Source organism: Streptomyces sp. SID3343 (assembly GCF_009865215.1).
In the GTDB taxonomy this organism is placed as follows: domain Bacteria; phylum Actinomycetota; class Actinomycetes; order Streptomycetales; family Streptomycetaceae; genus Embleya.
Map to the genome: position 1 here is coordinate 1 of NZ_WWJX01000040.1, position 17,870 is coordinate 17,870.

At 70.1% G+C, this 17,870-nt stretch carries 18 protein-coding genes and 3 pseudogenes; 8 read left to right on the forward strand and 13 right to left on the reverse strand.

All coding sequences use genetic code 11. The features are described 5' to 3' along the window. Positions 1 to 847: ABC transporter permease (locus tag GT354_RS01450; protein ID WP_161354304.1), on the forward strand; the 847-nt coding region annotated here is incomplete at its 5' end. Continuing rightward, the gene (locus GT354_RS01455) at positions 844 to 1,587 is read left to right on the forward strand and encodes an SDR family oxidoreductase (protein WP_161354305.1); all 744 of its coding nucleotides are present in this window, start codon (positions 844 to 846) and stop codon (positions 1,585 to 1,587) included. The genes GT354_RS01450 and GT354_RS01455, both read left to right, overlap by 4 nt. A 200-nt stretch (positions 1,588 to 1,787) precedes the next feature. Here GT354_RS01455 and GT354_RS01460 read toward each other — a convergent pair whose 3' ends face one another. Continuing rightward, positions 1,788 to 2,279: a transposase gene (locus GT354_RS01460; protein WP_161354306.1), complete on the reverse strand. Its 492-nt coding sequence runs from the start codon at positions 2,277 to 2,279 to the stop codon at positions 1,788 to 1,790. A 140-nt stretch (positions 2,280 to 2,419) separates the two neighbouring features. On the opposite strand from GT354_RS01460, the gene GT354_RS01465 reads away from it, so the two are divergent. The 3 genes from GT354_RS01465 to GT354_RS01475 all read left to right on the forward strand — a co-directional run bounded on the left by GT354_RS01465 (position 2,420) and on the right by GT354_RS01475 (position 4,983). Next, entirely contained in the window at positions 2,420 to 4,501 is a 2,082-nt protein-coding gene (locus GT354_RS01465; protein WP_161354307.1) for an ABC transporter ATP-binding protein, read from the forward strand. A 111-nt stretch (positions 4,502 to 4,612) separates the two neighbouring features. After that, positions 4,613 to 4,780, forward strand: a complete 168-nt coding sequence (locus GT354_RS01470; RefSeq protein ID WP_161354308.1) for a hypothetical protein — start codon at positions 4,613 to 4,615, stop codon at positions 4,778 to 4,780. A gap of 23 nt (positions 4,781 to 4,803) precedes the next feature. Next, positions 4,804 to 4,983: a transposase gene (locus GT354_RS01475; RefSeq protein WP_237534269.1), complete on the forward strand. Its 180-nt coding sequence runs from the start codon at positions 4,804 to 4,806 to the stop codon at positions 4,981 to 4,983. A gap of 280 nt (positions 4,984 to 5,263) precedes the next feature. Here GT354_RS01475 and GT354_RS55590 read toward each other — a convergent pair whose 3' ends face one another. After that, positions 5,264 to 5,392 (reverse strand): hypothetical protein, encoded by a 129-nt coding sequence (locus GT354_RS55590; protein ID WP_272923731.1) that lies wholly within the window; start codon positions 5,390 to 5,392, stop codon positions 5,264 to 5,266. A 69-nt stretch (positions 5,393 to 5,461) separates the two neighbouring features. Continuing rightward, positions 5,462 to 5,851 (reverse strand): phosphopantetheine adenylyltransferase, encoded by a 390-nt coding sequence (locus GT354_RS01480; protein ID WP_161354310.1) that lies wholly within the window; start codon positions 5,849 to 5,851, stop codon positions 5,462 to 5,464. Between the two features lie 148 nt (positions 5,852 to 5,999). Between GT354_RS01480 and GT354_RS01485 the strand changes: the two genes are divergently transcribed. Next, positions 6,000 to 6,581 (forward strand): AraC family transcriptional regulator, encoded by a 582-nt coding sequence (locus GT354_RS01485; RefSeq protein WP_161354311.1) that lies wholly within the window; start codon positions 6,000 to 6,002, stop codon positions 6,579 to 6,581. A gap of 813 nt (positions 6,582 to 7,394) precedes the next feature. Here the strand turns inward: GT354_RS01485 and GT354_RS01490 are convergent. Further along, positions 7,395 to 8,129, reverse strand: a complete 735-nt coding sequence (locus GT354_RS01490) for a GNAT family N-acetyltransferase (protein WP_237534270.1) — start codon at positions 8,127 to 8,129, stop codon at positions 7,395 to 7,397. 124 nt (positions 8,130 to 8,253) lie between these two features. On the opposite strand from GT354_RS01490, the pseudogene GT354_RS55595 reads away from it, so the two are divergent. Continuing rightward, positions 8,254 to 8,457 (forward strand): annotated as a pseudogene (locus GT354_RS55595) (two-component sensor histidine kinase); the annotation flags it as partial. A gap of 149 nt (positions 8,458 to 8,606) precedes the next feature. Here the strand turns inward: GT354_RS55595 and GT354_RS01500 are convergent. The 4 genes from GT354_RS01500 to GT354_RS01515 all read right to left on the reverse strand — a co-directional run bounded on the left by GT354_RS01500 (position 8,607) and on the right by GT354_RS01515 (position 12,383). Then, positions 8,607 to 10,991: a DUF4365 domain-containing protein gene (locus tag GT354_RS01500; RefSeq protein ID WP_161354313.1), complete on the reverse strand. Its 2,385-nt coding sequence runs from the start codon at positions 10,989 to 10,991 to the stop codon at positions 8,607 to 8,609. Then, on the reverse strand, positions 10,928 to 11,230 hold the full coding sequence (locus GT354_RS01505; RefSeq protein WP_161354314.1) for a DUF4365 domain-containing protein: 303 nt from the start codon (positions 11,228 to 11,230) through the stop codon (positions 10,928 to 10,930). Before GT354_RS01505 ends, GT354_RS01500 begins: the two co-directional genes overlap by 64 nt. Before the next feature lie 275 nt (positions 11,231 to 11,505). Next, a complete protein-coding gene (locus GT354_RS01510) occupies positions 11,506 to 12,045 on the reverse strand; it encodes a hypothetical protein (protein WP_161354315.1) in 540 nt (179 codons plus the stop codon). Beyond that, positions 12,042 to 12,383, reverse strand: a complete 342-nt coding sequence (locus GT354_RS01515) for a PadR family transcriptional regulator (RefSeq protein WP_161354316.1) — start codon at positions 12,381 to 12,383, stop codon at positions 12,042 to 12,044. The genes GT354_RS01510 and GT354_RS01515 overlap by 4 nt, the downstream gene beginning before the upstream one ends. A gap of 907 nt (positions 12,384 to 13,290) precedes the next feature. Between GT354_RS01515 and GT354_RS01520 the strand changes: the two genes are divergently transcribed. Further along, complete coding sequence (locus GT354_RS01520) at positions 13,291 to 13,614, forward strand: hypothetical protein (protein ID WP_161354317.1); 324 nt, start codon at positions 13,291 to 13,293, stop codon at positions 13,612 to 13,614. Between the two features lie 73 nt (positions 13,615 to 13,687). Here the strand turns inward: GT354_RS01520 and GT354_RS01525 are convergent, their stop codons facing one another. The 5 genes and pseudogenes from GT354_RS01525 to GT354_RS01545 form a co-directional block, all read right to left on the reverse strand. Further along, positions 13,688 to 13,930 carry a hypothetical protein gene (locus GT354_RS01525; RefSeq protein ID WP_161354318.1) on the reverse strand — a complete coding sequence of 81 codons (243 nt, stop codon included), beginning with the start codon at positions 13,928 to 13,930 and terminating at the stop codon, positions 13,688 to 13,690. 478 nt (positions 13,931 to 14,408) lie between these two features. Then, positions 14,409 to 15,270 (reverse strand): annotated as a pseudogene (locus tag GT354_RS01530) (IS5 family transposase). 30 nt (positions 15,271 to 15,300) lie between these two features. Continuing rightward, positions 15,301 to 15,708 (reverse strand): hypothetical protein, encoded by a 408-nt coding sequence (locus GT354_RS52410; RefSeq protein ID WP_346011789.1) that lies wholly within the window; start codon positions 15,706 to 15,708, stop codon positions 15,301 to 15,303. A 2-nt stretch (positions 15,709 to 15,710) separates the two neighbouring features. Beyond that, positions 15,711 to 16,576, reverse strand: a pseudogene (locus GT354_RS01540) (DUF6192 family protein). Between the two features lie 975 nt (positions 16,577 to 17,551). Next, entirely contained in the window at positions 17,552 to 17,737 is a 186-nt protein-coding gene (locus tag GT354_RS01545; RefSeq protein WP_161354320.1) for a hypothetical protein, read from the reverse strand. Positions 17,738 to 17,870 lie beyond the last annotated feature (133 nt).

Here is a 17,870-nt window from a genome sequence, read left to right on the forward strand (position 1 = left end):
CACCGCCACCGCCACCGCCACCGCCACCGGCCGCAAGACATCGCTGGTCGCCCGGTTGCGCGGCCCCGCCACCATCACCGGGCTCTCGATCGTCGTACTCGTCTTCGCCGCCGGCCTCGCCGCACCCCTGCTCGCCACACACGGGCCCGAAGCGCAAAGCGCCGACGCGCTCGCCGGACCCAGCGGCGCACACCTGTTAGGCACCGACGAGTTCGGACGCGACCTGCTGAGCCGCGTCCTCCACGGCATTCGCGTCGACGTGTTCATCACCGCCGCGGCCGTTCCCATCGGCGCTTTCATCGGCACGGCCATCGGCCTTTTGTCCGGTGTCCATCGTTACCTCGACGTGGTCCTGCAACGCCTCTTCGACATCATGCTCGCGTTCACCGCGCTCGTCCTGGGTGTCACCATCGCCGCGATCCAAGGGCCCGGCACCACCGCGATCGTGCTCACCGTCATCGGTGTCAACATCCCACTGTTCGGTCGACTCACCCGCGACGCGGTCATCTCCCAACGCGACCGCGACTACGTCATCGCCGCCCGCGTGGTCGGCACTCGCCCCACCCGCGTGCTCTTTCGCCACATCCTGCCCAACAGCGTCGACGCCCTCATCGTGCAGGCCGCGCTGTCGCTGTCCCTCGCGGTCTTCATCGAAGGCGCGATGAGCTTCGTCGGCATCGGCGTGCGCCCGCCCGATCCCTCGCTCGGCTCGCTCCTACGCACGAGCATCAACTTCCTGTCCCAAAACCCCGCGTACGCCCTCGGCCCCATGGTCGTGGTCACCGCGCTGGTGATCGGCTTCAACCTGATCGCGGACGGCCTGAACAAGGGACTCCTGCGCCGATGAACAGCGCCGACACCCAGAGCCCGCCCACCAAGACGGCCATCGTAACCGGCACCGCACGCGGCATCGGACTCGCCATCGCGCGCGAACTCGCCGCAGGCGGCGCGCGCGTCATCGCGGTGGACATCGAACCGACGCCACCCGGTCCCGGCCTCGTGCCCGTGCGCGTCGACCTCACCGACTCCGACGCGCCCATCCGCGTCCTGCACGCCGCAGGCACCGTCGTCGACATCCTCGTCAACAACGCCTTCGCCGAGGAACGCGCGTCCATTCTCGACGGCACATCCGACGGCTGGTCCCGCACCTTCGACGTCAGCCTGCATGCCGCCGTCCACCTGTCGCGGGCGTTCGCCGCCGAACGCGGCGGCCGATCCGGCACGATCGTCAACATCGCGTCCGTTCACGCGGGCGCCGCGCTGCCCGACTTCGGCGCTTACGCGGCGGCCAAGGCCGGACTCGTCGCGTTCACCCGCGCGGCCGCCGTCGAATGGGGTCCGCTCGGAATCCGCGTCAACGCGATCAATCCCGGCTTCATCGCCGTCGAACGCAACGAACACGCCTGGTCCGACCCCGCCGCCCTCACCCGTCGCATGGCCCCGTACCCACTACGCCGACCCGGTCGTCCCCAGGAAGTCGCGCACGCCGTCGCCTTCCTGACGGGGGATCAGGCGTCGTACATCACCGGGGCCGTGCTGCCCGTCGACGGCGGCCTGACCGCCCGCCTACCGGAGGCCGACGCATGAGCCCGAGTCAACCTCCATGCCGCCGAGGGCGTCTCGGGGGCCGTGTCGATCTTGCCGTTGGTTCGGTGGGTGATGGGGTCGTAGCAGACGCCGTCGCGCCGGCAGGCCCACATCACGCGCAGCCAGGCTCGGGCGAGGATGCGGGTGGCGTGGGGACGGCGTTTTTGGCGGGCGCGGCCGTCGGTGTAGATCTTCGCGACTCACGGGCTGCCGTGCCGGCTGTTGTCGGCGAAGGTGGTCAGCGCGAGCCGGGCTCTTCGGTTGGTCGCGAAGCGGAACGCGACCGTGCGGGACTTGCCCGAGGCGCGGGTGACGGGGACGGCGCCGGCCTCGGCGATGAGCTGCTCACAGGTCCGGGCGCGTTCCAGGCGTGGGCCGATCTCGCTCACGACCTGGCCGAGGTTGACCTCGCCGATGCGTGGCATGGACGCGAACAACGGTGCGTAGGGGCGGGTTTCGACCGCCTCGGCGATGGCCGTGTCGAGCAGACGGATGGTCGTGCGTATGCCCTGGACGACCTGGCCGCGGACCAGCCGCTCGACGACCGCCTCACCGAGACGGGAGGCCGCGGCCGGAGCCGAACGCAGACGTTCGATGAGCACGCTGCCGGGTGGCCTGCCCGAAGAGCCTCGGCGCTTGCACCAGGCTTCCAGGCGTCCGGCGGTGAGCTTGGCCGCGGAGGCGGGGGGCATCGCTCCAGGAAGGCCGGGGCGTTGTCGCTGTCGAGGTTCGCGAAGACGGCCTTACCGCCCGGCCGGTGCATGTCGAGGAACGCGGCGAGTCGGTTGATCGCCGCGACGCGGGCCAAGGCCACAGAAGGAATGGTCGTCCAATGAGCGAGCAGCCACTACTGCAAGTCCGCGACCTGGTCACTCGATTCCACACCCCGCGCGGCGTCGTACGCGCCGTCGACGGCGTGAGTTTCGACGTGCACGCCGGAGAGACCGTGGCCCTGGTCGGCGAGTCGGGATCGGGCAAGTCGGTCACCGCGATGTCCGTGCTCGACATGGTCCGCCGGCCCGGGCGGATCGAATCCGGCCAGGTCCTGTTCAAAGGCCGCGACCTTCTCACCTTGAACGAACCGGAAATGCGGAAGGTCCGCGGCGCGGGAATCGGCATGATTTTCCAAGACCCCATGTCCTCCCTCAACCCGCTCATGCGCATTCGCGACCAGATCACCGAGGGCGTCCGAGGGCTCAGCCGCCATCAAGCCCACGACCGCGCCGTCGAAGTCATGACGCAGGTCGGCATTCCCGACCCCGAGGCGCGGTTGCGCGACTACCCGCACGCCTACTCCGGTGGCATGCGTCAACGCGTCATGATCGCGATGGCGCTCGCCAACCGGCCCGACCTGATCATCGCCGACGAGCCCACGACCGCACTCGACGTCACCGTGCAGGCCCAGATCCTCGACCTGCTCGCCACGCTCGGCCGCCAACTGGGCACCGCCGTCGTGCTCATCACGCACAACCTCGGTGTAGTCGCACGCCTGTGCGACCGGGCCATGGTCATGTACGGCGGAAGGATCGTCGAACGCGCTCCCGTGGACGAGTTGTTCACCGCGCCCCAACACCCCTACACCGCAGGCCTGCTCGCTGCCACTCCCCGGCTCGACGCCGGCCGAGACGTCCGACTCGTGCCCATCGAAGGGCGTCCACCCGACCTGATCGCGAAGTCGACCGGCTGTGCCTACGCGCCGCGCTGCCCGGTCGCGGAGGATCGCTGCCGCACCGAGACACCTCTGCTCGGTCCCGGGGAACGGGCGGCCGCGTGTCTGCTTCCCGGCCCGTTCACCCACGCCGACGCAGGCACCGACTCGGACCCGGACACCCGCGCTGCCGCCGAGGTGTCCCCCGCGTCCCTCCCGCTCGCGTTCGACTCCGAGCCGCTGCTCGAACTGCGCGCGATATCGAAGCATTTCGCGGTACGCCAGGGATGGGGTCGGAAGAAGGGTGCGGTTCGTTCCGTCGACGATGTCTCCCTGACCATCGCCCCGGGCGAAACCCTCGGCCTGGTCGGTGAATCCGGTTGCGGCAAGTCGACACTGGGAAAGGTCGTCCTCGGCATCCACCCGGCGACCTCGGGCGAGGTCCGCTACGACGGCGCGACGCTCACGAAGGCGAGCCTTCGTACCGTGCGCCGAGGCGTCCAAATGGTCTTCCAAGACCCCTACAGTTCACTCAATCCGCGCATGACCGTCGGCGCGCTCCTGCGCGAACCCCTCCAGGTCAACGACATCGCACGCGGCGAGAGGGCCGACGCACGCGTCGCGGAACTCCTCGAACTCGTGGGTCTGGGATCCGAAGCCGGCAGTCGGTACCCGCACGAGTTCTCCGGCGGACAACGCCAACGCATCGCCATCGCCCGCGCCCTCGCCGTCGATCCCCGCGTCGTGGTGTGCGACGAACCCGTCTCCGCGCTCGACGTCTCGTTGCAGGCACAGATCGTCAACCTCCTGCGTGAACTCCAGGAACGCCTGGGGCTCGCCTACCTGTTCATCGCGCACGATCTCGCCGTCGTCCGTCACCTCTCGCACCGCATCGCCGTCATGTATCTCGGCCGCATCGTCGAAACGGGCCCCGCCGACGAGATCACCAGGTCGCCGCTCCATCCCTACACCGCGAGTCTGCTCTCCGCCGTGCCCGAACCCGACCCCCGGGTCGAGCACACCCGCGAACGCATCATCCTTACCGGCGACCTGCCCAGCCCACTGAACCCGCCGGCCGCGTGCCGCTTCCACGGCCGCTGCCCGATCGGCCCCACGCGCTTTCCCGAACGAAGCATCTGTGCCACCACCACCCCGCCGCTCGCGGAGCATTCGCCCGGACGCACGGTCGCCTGCCACTTCCCCGGCGAACTCACGATCGTGGGCACCACTTCCACGTCATCCAGGCCACAGGAGATCCACGCATGAGTCGCCTCGTCGCGATCCTTCGCGCGAGCACCGAAGGCCCCCCAGTACCGGCCCGCCCTGGTCGACCCCTACCGCGACCACCTGCGACGGCGTCGCGAGGAGCACCCCGCCGTGAGCGTCCGGCAGCTCCCGAAGGCGATCAAGGGGCTGTGCTGTCAAGGCAGTTCGAACCTCCTCACCCGCTGCATCAACCAGGGCCGCGTCGAGTCCGAACGCCCCGCAGTCTCACCGCGCCGCCTGTGGGCCTGCTGTGTACCGGCCGGCTCGCGGCCGAAGTGATCCTTGCGGATACGGGCGGGGACATGGCCCGGTTCGCCACCGCCCAGCACCTCGTCTCCTGGATCGGCGTCTGCCCGGGACAGAACGAATCGGCCGGGGTGAGCAAGTCCGGGCGGACCCGACACGGCAACGGCAAGCTCAAGCGCCTGCTCGGAGTCGCCGCCATGGCCGCGATCGGAGTCGACCATCGCCCGCCGTCTTGAACCCGGCGCCCCACGGATGATTCGCGGGCCCGCGCACACGTGGCCGGCGCGCGCGCCGACTCGGGCTCCATCACCCCGGCCGACGGCTTCGCCGGATTGCGGTGACCACCGCCGTGTCGCCACGCGTCGCGCCCACGATCGGCCACGCGCATCCCGGTCCGACCTATCGGCGTGCCCCGCAGCGAGCAGGCGGGTGAGTTTTCGGCGACGGCCTCCGTGGGTGGCTTGAAGTAGCGGCGGACGTGCTCCGGTTCATTGGGTCTCGACTCCACCATCGGCATCACAGGCTCGCTCCCGCCTCGCCCAGGTGCGTCGGGCTCGCACGGCGATACTCGTGCAGATCCGGCCCGCACACCGTGGTCTGCGCGCCCGGCACCGCGTGCCGGTCCGGCCCGGTGTCCGGACACACGTCGCGCTGCCCGACGGCCTTGCCTCGGCCGGGGCCGGCAGTGGTGACGGCCGGACCGTCCTACCGCGGTCAAGCACTCTTGCGTGAGACCAGGAAGGCCGCCACCGCCGGCAGTGCGATCGCCGCGATGTCGACGCGCGCCACGCGCATCGACGCGCCGTTGAGCGCCGGAGTGGAACAGACGAGCAGCAGGTACGACCCCATGCTCACCCCGCCGACGACGACGGCGGGCACCCGAAGCGCCGGAAGGAACGCCGCGCACAGCAGGCCGATGCCGACGAGTGCCGGCAGTACCGCGCGATGCCGCAGCAGCACCGTCGGATCGGCGGAGCCGGGCCCGTGGATCGACACCCCATACACGGAGGTGATCCGAGACGGCGCCGGCGCGACGACACCGGGCAGGAGATTGACCGCGCCGACGACGATCAGCAGTGCCGGGACGAGCCGGTCGGTCCACATTTGTTCTTGCGTTCACGGAGAGAGGGAAAACCCGAGAGCAAGGGAGGAGCGGAGCGATGGCCGGCATGGCCTCATGCAGCCGGCGCCGCTTTCACAAACGTGTCGTGACCGGGCCTCGCTGTGACTGTGGCCGGGGCACGCGCTGTACGTGGGACCGTCCCTCGAACTGGACGTCCACTTCGGCGCGGTGAGCTGTCTGGCGGTGGGCGTCGACAAAGAATTCACCGTCCAGCCCGAGGACGGCCCGCGCCACGTTGTCCGTACGGCGTTGGTGGCGGCCCGGGTGCGGCACCGGATCACGGCCGGCGAAGGCAGCCGGATGGCCTTCTGCTACCTGGACCCGGCGTCGGCGCGGGAACGGGCGTGCCGGCGGCTGACGAGCGGGACCGCCGCATTGGCCACGGACCACGAGCACGAACGCGAACCGGTGTCGCGGGCAGCGCTGTTGGATCCGGACACGCCCGTGCGGGACGTGCGGCGATGGCTGGACCTGGTCGGCGAGGACGGTCTCCCCGGCGAACGGGACCCACGGGTGCGGCAGGCGACCGGGCGGCTGTCCGAGCCTTCCGGGCAGCGGCTGTCGGCGACGGAACCGGCCGCGGACGTCGGACTTTCCGTCTCGGCCTTCCTCAGGCTCTTCCGGGCCGAGACGGGCACGACACTGCGCCGCTATCGGATGTGGACGCGCATGGTGCGGATGGCGACGTTGTTGGAGAAGTGGCCCGACTGAGCACGGCGGCCGTCGAGGCCGGCTTCGCCGGCCCATCCCACTTCAGCAGTTCCTTCCACGCCATGTTCGGTCTGCGACCGAGCAACCTGTTCTCACCCCGCTTGACCATCTGGGCCGGATGGACCGACGCCGCGCCGCACCAAAGTAGATGCGCCGTCGCCGACCGCCTGTTCGCCAAAGCCCGGACCCGCGCGGGGCTTTCGCGTTGTGTCGGGCCGTGACCCGCCCACGTCCTCGCCGTCACACAAGCCGCGCCCTGCGGAGGCAACCGCCCGGCCGCCCTGGTCGACGCACGCCTACGTGCTCCACAGGGCAGCAGAACCCGGCACCGGGGCGCAGGGCCCGATGGAGCAGGCGCCAGGCGACGCCGGGGAGTACGTCCGGACGGGCCTGTCTGCGCGGGCGGCGGAGCGAGTTTGCCGCGTCTTGGCGGTCGTCGACGACAGGACCGGGCGCTGCATTCCGTCTCGACGGTTCGGCCGTGGCCCTGCCTGCAGCGCGCGTGTGTTCAGCCACCCTTCGGGCTCCGTCTCCGTGTATTCGCGGCCCAGTTCGCGCGCGAGCCTGCGTCTGACCCACCGTACGGAGGAACGCGCCGTCGTTTTCGGACTCCCATCAGGCCGGGATCCGGGAGAGGGTCGGGAACGCAGACGCCGCCGAACGGGTCTGGTTGATCCCACCCGAATCCCGGGTTTTGCCGCCTGGGATGCGTGATCCAGCAGCGGTCTCCGGCTGTAAGCAGTCACTTGATGGGGCGAGCGCGATGCGAAGCAGCGGGTCGGCGGAGCGCCGGCCGCACGGCTGTCCGGGAGCCTACGTCCCCTCCTGACACCCTGCTCGGCGCACCGTCCAGATCCATCCCAGCGGGACGAGCCCGAGCGCCCGGGCGACGGATTGGGATGCCCGGTTGGCCGCCGTGGTGCTGTAGAAGAGAACCTCCTTGTTGCGGCGCTCGCGCTGTGACCAGGCCGCTACGACAGCCGGCGCGATACGGCGGCCACGAAAGTCTGCCCGGGTCCAGATCCCCGCCTCTGCCGCGACAGTGCTCCTGGCCGGTGAAAAGCAGATCGATACCGGGCCGTTGTCGTGCACGGCCATGGCCCACTCCCCCATCTCGCCACGGGTCAGCTCTTCCCATTCGTCCGGCTCCCAATTGTCGGGCCGGATCAGGCGGCATGCGACCTCGCGGCCCGCCGTGTCGGAGACGATGACCGGCAGGGGGCCCGGGGTGCCTGCGGCGAGCTGTTCCGGGAAGACGAAGCATGGGCCGCCCTCGATCGCGTCGCTGCCCCTGCCGAGAGCCTTTGACAGACGCACGAGCACGCGGGGCGTCTCGCCTGGCGCGTACTCCTGCTCCGGTCCAGGCACGGGTCCCGGGTCCGGCACACCGCTGCCCAGCGCCAGCACCCGAGCTCGAGGTGACCAGGCGAAGACCGCGTCAACCTTGTCGTCGCGCACGGTGGGCGGCCCGTCGCCGGCGGCGCCGGCCACCAGCCCGTGGACCGTGTCTGTCTCTAGTCTCAGTAGGAATTCCTCGTCACAGTACATTCGCGACAAGGTAACGCTGCGTGGGAACGGGACGCATCCGAGTTTGCCCGCCGGAGCGAGATCGGCGCATCGTCGGCCCCACAAGGTGGTCACCGTGACGACCCCGTTGTCCCGGCTGCGCCGGCTCACCGCCGCGGCCCGGCGGATCACCGAACAGAACCTGCACGACCGGTTCGCCCTGGTCGGGCCCGTCGACGAGATCAAGGAACCGGGCGACACCATCGACGCGATGCTCGTGCGCCTGGAACGGTCCTTCGCGGCCAACCGACGCTTCGCCGCCAAAGCGTCGCACGAACTGCGCACCCCGCTCGCCCTGCAGCGCACTTCCGGCAACGACCGCCGCCGCCGGCCGACACAGGTCCAACAGGTACGCAGCGTTCGCACTGGTCTGGCCCGGCGGGATCGTCGGTCTCGATGCCGTGCATCGGCGGGCCGCCGCGAGCCGCCCTCGAGCTCCGCGCCTGGGCGGCCATGACGCTACGCCCCCGCCAGGCCGACGGGGCGCTCGGCCCGCTGGGCCAGGACGGCAATCGGGATCGCCCCGATGCGGACGCCGTCCTCGGCCGCCGCGATCGTGCCTTGTCGGGGACCGAGCGTGGTCCGGACGAGGTTGACGATTTCGTTCGAGGTGGCGGGGATCCTGCGGAACACGAGGCTGTGCGGGGAAGCCCGGTCCACGAGGACACGGAGCCGATCGACTTGGCCCTCGGTGAGATCCAATCGCTCGGGACGATCCGAGCTGTTGGGGTCTGCCGGGCCCGCGGTGGCGCCGAGCATCGCGCCGGCGATCTCTTCCGACAGCCGGGTATCGGTTCGGAACCGGTCGGCGAGGTCGAGGCCCTGTTCAGCTGCGGTCGTGTCCCACCCGGTCTCCGCTTTCAGCAGCAGCCACATCCGGGCCTGGTCCGGGTTCTCGATCGATGGGCGGAATCGGCGGTTGGTGTCTTCGGCCGCGTCGAGGCGGCGGGCGTTGATCTGCGCGTGGATCGCGACCCAGGCGAAGGCTGCGGCTCGAGGAGGGAGGGGAGTGGGAGGCGCGTCGTCGAGGTCGTGGACTCCGCTCTCCTCCCATATACCGGCCCAGGCGTGGTCTTCCGTGTCGACCCAGTCTTCGCGTTCTCGTGCCCAGGCCAGGACCTCGTGGCGCAGGTGGCGTCTCGCGCGGATCGGCAGCAGCGGTCGAGAGAGCAGGGTCAGGGCTTGGAGTCGGGCCTGCACGGGGTCGTCGGCGCGTCTCCACAGGCCGACGGCGGCCAGGCGCTGATTGATGTCGCCGAAGCGGATTCCGGCGCGTTCGCAGGCGCGAGCGGCTTCGAGCCACATGTCGGCGCGGGCGTAGGTGTCGGTAAGGGCAAGTGCCGCCGCAGCGCCGGTGTTTTCCCAGCGGCGCAGGACGCGGATGGCGGCGGTGGTGTCGCCTTGTGCGGTCAGCGCGGCAGCGTGGTGGATGTCGTAGGTCATGGGGGGCACGTGGCCAAGGTCGCGCAGCCGTGTGAGGTCGGAAAGCGGCCATACGCCGAGGGCGGCCAGTTCCATGGCCGCAGTCACGCGTTGTTCGTCGTCTTGTGCGGCTTCGGCGGCCGTCGTCCAGGCGAGGACGCGTGCCTGGTGGTCCGTGGCGGCATCGGCTTCGAGGGCGATGGCGGCGAGGTGAGTTCGTAGTCCCTCGTCGTCGATGCCTTGTTCGATCTCTCGCGCGAGTTCCGGTCGACCGCTGCGGTACGCCAATCGTGCCGCGTCCAGGCGCAGCGCCGGGTGCTCCAGTTCGTGCGGGAGGGCTTCTCCGGCTGGTTGCGCGATGGCGGTGCGCAGCGCCCCGTCGGTGTCGTGGTTGGTGCTCCGGGCGTGCAGGAGGATGTGGGCGGCCCTGCCACTGGGTCCCGACCAGCGGCGGATCTCCGCTCGGGGCGGCCAAGGCCAGGTGATGGGCCCGGTGGCCGTCCAGAAGGAATTGGTGGGGTGCTCCTCGGGCGTTGCGGCGCAGCAGGGTCTCCGCCAGATTCGTCTGGAGGTCCGGGTCGGTGGGAGCGAGGGCCAGCGCGCGTTCCATGAACGCCTCGGCTTGGTCGTGGTGTCCTGCGGCGCCTTTGGCCTGGGAGATGAAGGCCAGGACGGTGGCGTCGCCGAAGACGGTGCGGTCGTGGGCGTCGAGGGCGGTTTGGACGGGCGCCGGGAGTCGGGTGGGGTGGTGGCCGTTCGCGTCGGCGAGGGATCGGACGACGGAGGCGAGTACCGGGCTGTGTTCCCGGGCGGCGTGCAGGAGTTCGTCGACACGGTGGGGGGCTGTTCGATGGCCGGCGCTGCGGCCAGTGCGCGCAGGCGGGCGGCGCGGGCAGGTTGTCTGGCGGCGTCGGCGGCGGTTTCGATCGTGCGCAGCGCGGTGAAGCCCAGGCGGTGGGCGACGGCGTAGGCCATGATCGTGCTCGTCGCCGCCGAGGCGTCGGAGTGGCCTGTGAGAGGCATCCAGTGGGGCGGGTCGTCGAGCAGGCGCGTCACGACGTCCTTGGGCTTGGGCGCGTGGGCCAGGTGCGTCGCGAGGGGCAGGGCGTGGGGGCGGTTGTCGGCGTGGGCGCGTAGGAGGTTGTCGCGGGCTTCGCCGGGCAGCGCGTCCAGGGCGGTCTGGAAGGCGTCGCGGTCGGGGGCGGTGCGTGCGGGCAGGCCCAGGATGTGCGCGGAGGTGGGGTCCAGGGTCTGGGCCGCGGGAACGTGGATCTTCCAGTGCTCGCCGGTGTCGACGAGGGTCGTCTCGTTGACGTGTTGCCAGTAGACGAGTTGCGTCCTGGGATCGACGAGGGCGATCACCACGGGTAGGGAGTGGCCGCGCCAGTAGTCCGCGTGGGGGGTTTGCAGGGGAACCACCATCCGGTGTCCGTCGGGTACCGGAAGAAGCTCGGCCCGGACTTGATCTGCATGGCCGGGAGTCGGCCGGTGGCGTTGCGCGCGGAGGTTCCGTCGGCGCTGTCGTCGACCACTTCGAGGTGCGCGTCGATGCCGACATCGCTTACCTGTTGCTCGCGAAAGAGCCATCCCGGCTCGCTTACGCGCAAACTGACCAGGCTGACGCCTCGACGGTCGGTGTCGTGGTTGGAGTCGATGATCATGTTCGCCTGCCTTCGACGCCCTCGACCAGGTCGCGCGCATGTCATGGGACTCACGATCGGAATCCTCGAAGGCTTCCGATCATGCCGGCACACGGCGGATGTGATGCGTTGTTTCGGCCGGCGATGGTCGGTCGCAATGCGGAAGTCCTGTACGCGACACGGGCGCACAGGACTTCCGCGTTCGGGGGGGTTACGGCGCCGGCTGCTTTGCCGCTCGTGCGGGCGCACGGCCAGGTGTTGCCTCCAAAAGCCCCAAGCGCCGAGTCGTCGCGGGGTCAGGGGCGGTCCGGGGGCAGGGCGGTCGGATCGGTTCCGTCGTCGGCGAACGCGTGCTTGCGCAGTATGCGGGCGCGGTCGCGCTTGGCCCACAGGGGGTTGAGGATCGCCAGTACGAGTATGGCGATGAAAACCCACCGCGTGGGTCCGTGCTCCGCCGCGAAAGGGTTCCATCCGGGTGTGCCCAGGTTCATGACGAGTGTGATGCCGCCCCACACGGCCAGCACGTTGACGATGTTGCGGCGGAGGACGAAGAAGCGGCCGAGGGCGTCGTCGCGGACCCACATGCGGTGCCGATAGGGGACACGCGTGCCGCTGAGGCGGTAGGCGAGCCAGTGATGGGGCGCGGGCCGGTTGCGCAGCCGGGTCGTCAGACCGCCGCGGACGATGTCCCAGGAGTCGCGTATCGAGGGGCGGGTCGCGCCGGGTGGGGCGGCGTCCAGCAGGGTGCCGAGGAATTCGGCCTCTCGGGCGGCCCGGTAGCGGGGTGGGTAGGCGTGGAGCAGCAGGCGGCAGCGGCTCTCGTACGTATCGTTCATCGTCCTGCCCGGGTGGTCGCGAAAGGAGGGATGCCGAGGCGGCCCGTGGCTCGTCGGGCGAGCTGGGCCAATCGTTGGGTTTCGGTGATGAGGACCCGGCGGCCCGCGCCGGTCAGCCGGTAGTAGCGGCGGAAGCGGCCGTCGACGACCTCTTCATGGTCGGTCGCGAGCAGGCCGTCGGTGGCGAGCCGGTCCAGTGCGCCGTACAGGGTGCCCGCGCCCAGCCGGATTCTCTCGTCGGAGAGTTCGTGGACGGCGGCGATGATCCCGTAGCCGTACAGCGGCTCGGGGGCCAGTGCGAGCAGGATGAGGTAACTCTGCTCTCTCAGCGGCTTCATGGTCGCCATATATATCACTCACCGATATATGACGGCACCAGGACTGTCCCTGGGTTCAGCGCAAGGCGGGCAGGGGCGATGGGTGCGGGGCCGGTCCGCTGACCGTCGAGCGCGCCCGCACCACCGGGCACCGGCCCCTACACGCGCTCCTGGACACCCGGTCCTCCGCTTCACGCCGGCCGACGGTCGGTGGCTGCGGCTCGACGCGCTCGCACTGCCGGCCGGCGTCACCGGCGTATCCCGGGGACGAGTCCGGGTAGACCGAAAAGGCACACCGGCATGATCGCGAGCGCCATCGATTCGCACAATCGATCCACGACCTACCGTGGCCGACGAGCGGTTCGCCGACGGGGCGTCCAGTCTCCAGGTCCCACACCCGTACGGTCTCGTCGAATGAGCCGGTGACGGCCACCGGGCGGCCGTGCAGGGTCGTGCACGTCACCACCGTTACATAACTGGTGTGTCCGGTCATGGGTTCGCCGATCGGCCGGCCCGTGATCAGGTCCCGGATGCGAACCGCATGGCCGTAACCGGCGGTCACCGCGACCGGCCGATCGTTCAAAACGGTGCACGCCATCGCGGCGCATGTGGGGAATACCGGTTCTTCGGCAGGCCGACCGACGGCCCGTCGGCGGGGTCCCATACGCGCACGTCGGAGTCCTCGGCGCCTGCGCCCAAGGCGACCACGGGGCGGCCGTCCACGACAGCACTCGCCACCGCCCGGACCTGCTCGTCCTCCGTAATCGGGTTCCCCGCCGGTGCACCGGCGGCCGTGTCCCACACCCGCACGGAGGTGCACACCTCAGCCGGGTTTGAAAAACCCCATGCCCGGCATCGGGTTTCGGGCCGATGATGTTCTTCTGCCCGTTTCCCCGCCACTGTCTCGGCACCGGGCGTGGAGACTCTCATGCCTGATAGGGCCTTCCGGTTGACGTTCGATCTGATCCGCTGCACGGGGTGTGGTGTCCGGCGAGTGCGCGACGTGCTCTTCCGGACGATGCAGGCGGTCGCCCGTAACGAGCTCGGCTCGGCCGAGCGCCTTGCTGTCGCGGTCCGCACGATCCTCGCCGAGCGGGCCTTGCTCGCGGCGGCGCCCCGCCACCGTCCCTACATCGGGTCCGTCGACGCCGCGGACGCCACCGTCGATCTCCTGGCGCGGATGATCCGCAGCTACCTCGACGCGCTTCGTGCGGACACCCCGCTGAAGGCTCAGCTCAGAGCGTGTTTTTAAAGGCTTGTCGTGAGTTCGGATCGGTTGGATGATCCGGATTGGCCGACGGCCTTGGCCGGGAGCGCAGAGTTCTTCAAAGGTCGTCGAAAAGAGGAACCCGCTTCGGGCGCGGTGTTCCGGCGAACCGTTGTGAGGAGATCACCGCGTGAAAAACCTGAGCGAAGTGCTGGAAGCGCTGGACGCCCAAGACACCCGGACGCGTGACATGGCCGCCGATGGGCTTGGCGACCTCTTGCGAGGCACCGCCTTGTCGCAGGCCGACGCCGAACTGGCCGTGGCACGGCTGGTCGCCCTCTTCGTCCGCGACGCGGACCACGGAGTTCGGGAGGCCACGCTCAACTCGATCTGCGAGGCGTTCAATCGCCGCCGACTACCCCTACGACTGTTCGGAGACTTGGTCCCGATCGAGCCGACCCTGCAGAACGAACTTTTGGTACACACCCTCTGCATCCTCGGCTCGACACAGGATCCCGCCGCCGAAGAGGCGATCAGCCCCTTCGTCACCCACCCCGACGCTTGTGTTCGGGAAGAGGCCGCCCTTGCTCTCGACGAGATCCGTGCAGGTCGAGGGCCCCAGAGCGCACCCCCGATCCACAGTCTTGACGATGGCGGATGTGGTTCGAAGTGCCGTGGCCGCGCAGGGTCGGCCCCGTACGGTCAGAGCGTGCTTTCGAAGACGACCGTTCAACCCGCGGCTCTGCGTGCCCCGAGGCGGCACTGACCTCGCCGGAGGCGGGCCAGTGAGCGTGTGGGTGTCGATGGCTTCGAGGACGGAATGGGTCGGGGTTCCGTGTTCAGCGCGAGCTCGGCGGTTTCTTGGTCCAGGAGTCGGTTCGGGGGCCTTTGCGGCTCAGGCGTCTGGTCATCAGGGTGATGAGTGACCAGTTCAGGTGGGCTTCGCCGATTTGCGGGAGGCGTTCGTAGTCTCGGACGTTGCGGCGGACTCGCATGATCCAGCCGAGGGTGCGCTCGACCCGCCGGCGTCGGGGCAGGACGACGAACCCGACCGTGTCCTTGGGGCCGGGAGACGATCCCGAGGGTCATCCGGAGGAAGTCGTCGACCCAGGTGACGAGTTGGCCGGAGTAGGCCGAGTCGCCCCAGACCTGCGTGATCTGCGGTTGTGTGAGGCGAATGCGCCAGAGCATCTGGCGGGCCGCGTCCCGGTCGCTCATGTCGGCGGCGGTGACCATGATCATGACGGGCAGGCCCTTGGTGTCGACGGCGAAGTGTCTCTTGCGCCCGTTGATCTTCTTGCCCGCGTCGTAGCCGCGGCTGTCCCTGCCCACCGTCTCGGCGGCCTTGACCGACTGCGAGTCGACGATCAGCGCGACCGGGTGCGGGCATCGTCCCAGGCCGGTGCGGATCCGGCGCCGCAACTGGTCCCGGATCCACGTCACCACCCCTGCCTGGCTCCACCGCGCGAAGAACCCGTAGACGGTCTCCCAGGGCGGGTAGTCCGCTGGCAGGGCCCGCCACTTCGTGCCGTTGTCGACGATGTAGCGGATCGCGTCGACGATCTGGCGGCGCGGGTGTTTCTCCGGGCGCCCGCCCGTCTTCGTGCGCCAGGCCGGAACGGGCAGCAGCGGTTCCAGGAGCGCCCATTCGGCGACGGTGGTGTCGGAGGGATACCGGCGGCGACGTGCGTGGGAAGGCATCGCGGCCTCTAAGGTCTCGGCGGTGCGGGACTATCGCGTGAGTTGCGCCAGCGTCGCGCGCACTCCGGTGAGCTGGGCGACGGCGAGTTGCGCCCATTCGTCGTCGGGGCAGCGGGCCAGGTGCGGGTCGAGTGTGCCCGTGATCAACCGGGTGAGCCGGCCCAGGAGCTGGTGGAACTGGCGCTTCTCGTACTCGATCCAGTCCGCCGGGTCGTCCGAGAACACGTAGCCGTGCCGGCGCCCCCAGATGATCGGGGTGAGGTGTTCGGCCGCGGAGACGTCGCGCAGGTGACGAACACCGCGAGCGACCTGGGAGGGCTTGAGTCGGGTGGCGGCGACCAGTTGCCGGGTCTGCAACCCGGACGGGCGGGCCTCGATCAGGGCGGCCCGGACCAGGTCGCCGTAGTACTCCGAGAGCGGTCGTGCCCGGCGGGGCACGACTACTCGCCCTTGAGGAGGCGCGTGAGCTGCTCGTCCAGGGTGAACTCGCCGCTGTCGATCGCGGCCTCCAGCCAGTCGGTGGCGGCCCGCACCTTCGCTATCGAGCGGCGGACGGTCTCACGTTCGTCCTCGGTGAACTCCTGGCCCCGCAACCGCGGGACCAGCCGGCCCAGCGTGGCCACGTACTGATGGCCCGACCCGACCAGGTCGAGGTATTCCATGCTGTGTTCGATCTTCCGGACTGCCGGGACGCGTTCGCGGATCGCCTCGCGGGTCTCCTCGGAATTGTCGAACTGGGCCCGGTTGACCAGGAATCGGGTGGTGTCGTCGCGCATCGCCCGGCGGCCGGGCGTCGCAGCAACTCGCTCGTCACCTGTTGCGCGACGGCGTCGTCGCGGGTCAACTCCGCGACCACCCGCACCCGATCCTCCGCCCCGACGCCCTCCGCCGCGGCCGGGCGCCGCAACAGGTCGGTGGTCACCCGCCTGGCCACGTCCTCGTCCCGGGTCAGGTCGGTCACGACCCGGACCTTCTCCTCGGTGGTGACCGGCCGTTCCACCCGGTGGCCCACCCGGCGTTTCGCCGTGTCGTTGGTCCACCGGCGCCGGCCCACGCGTTCGTCCAGGGGCGGGTCGACGATCGCCGACCACCGCTCGTCGTCGTCCGTGATCGACGCCAGGACGCGGTGGACGGTGAACGACAGGTCGCCCCTGCGGCGCGCGGCAGGCCACCGGGAGGCGGTCCACCGCCAGTCCTCCACCGTCGCCGCGGCCACCCCGATGTCGTCCGCGAACAACGCGAGCGACTCCCCGACCGTGAACAGGTCGTCGGTGCCCTTGGCCACCGAACCGCCCACCGACCTCATCGGCTCGATCTCCAACGCCTTGTCGCCCAGGGAGAATTGGGCCCGCGCGACCTGCGCGACCAACGCGCGCGCCTCGGCGACGATCTGTTCGTAACGCTCCCGGGTGACGTTCCCGACCCGCTCCACCACGACGTCCACCGCCCCACTCCGAGCCGGGCGGGCCACCACGCGGTGGCCGTCGACGAACCCCGATCCGGGTCACCGCCAGCGTGACGCCGCCCCGATCACACCGGGCAGGGCGCGAAGTCGGGGCACTCGAAGCACCCGCCCCCACCACCGGACGACCCCGCACCCCCGGAACGCTCCCCTTCGAGCCGTTCCGCGAAGTCGTCACCGAGACGGACTACCGCGACGCCTCCCGCCAGCGCCAGGCACGCATCCGACACCGCGCGGAACAAAAGACCGCCGACCTCGGATGCTCGACCCCCGGGGTCCAGACCCGCCCACACACCGGGCACTCCGCCCGGTCCCCGCCCTGGATCGCCACCACCCGCAGACGCGCCCGACGAAGCGCCCGCCACCGCCGCGACCTGCACCGACCCGAACAGAACACCGCCCCCGCCGCCTTGCCCGCCGGCAACGGATCACCACACTCCCGGCAATACCGCCGAACCACCACCACAACCCAGATCATCCAACCGACCCGAGCTCACGACCAGCCCTTCAAAAACACGCTCTCACGCCCTGGGGCCAAGGCGGAACAGGGAGGTCTTGCACCCGCGGCCGGTCTCGATCGCAACGTCGGCGAGCGAGATCGCTCACCCGCGAATACCTCGGATATGGCATGTTATCCGAGGCAGTTAGCGGTAGGCGGAAGCCGCGCCACCGAAAACCCCTCCGAACGCGGCGAGGTCGCGGGTAGCGTCCCGGGCCATGGTCAGACCACGAAAGCGGACGCCACGCCACCGGGACCGCGGGCCCGCCGCCCATGTCCTCGTGGCGGACGGACCGGCGGGCGGGCGCGTTGCGCTGTCCCTATTCCAGGAGGACGCGGACGGCGTCCGGAGCGTGGGCCACCAATCGGTGGCCGATCTCGTCGCCGATGCCCGTAGCCACAGCCGCCAGCAGCAGGCCGGACAACACGACGGCCAGTCGTCGACGCCGCGAAGCGGGCCTGGTCGTGGTGGGCTCAGGCTCGGGGTGTTCGAGCGGGGTGCTCACGGGGTCCTCCGATGCTCGGGTTTCGTCGGGTGTCGGCGACGAGCGTCGGACGGGTGGAGGGTGCTGCGGTAGCGGCAACGGCCGTTGCCGGCACATCGGCAACACGTTTGTGTATTGCGGCATCCCGGCCGCC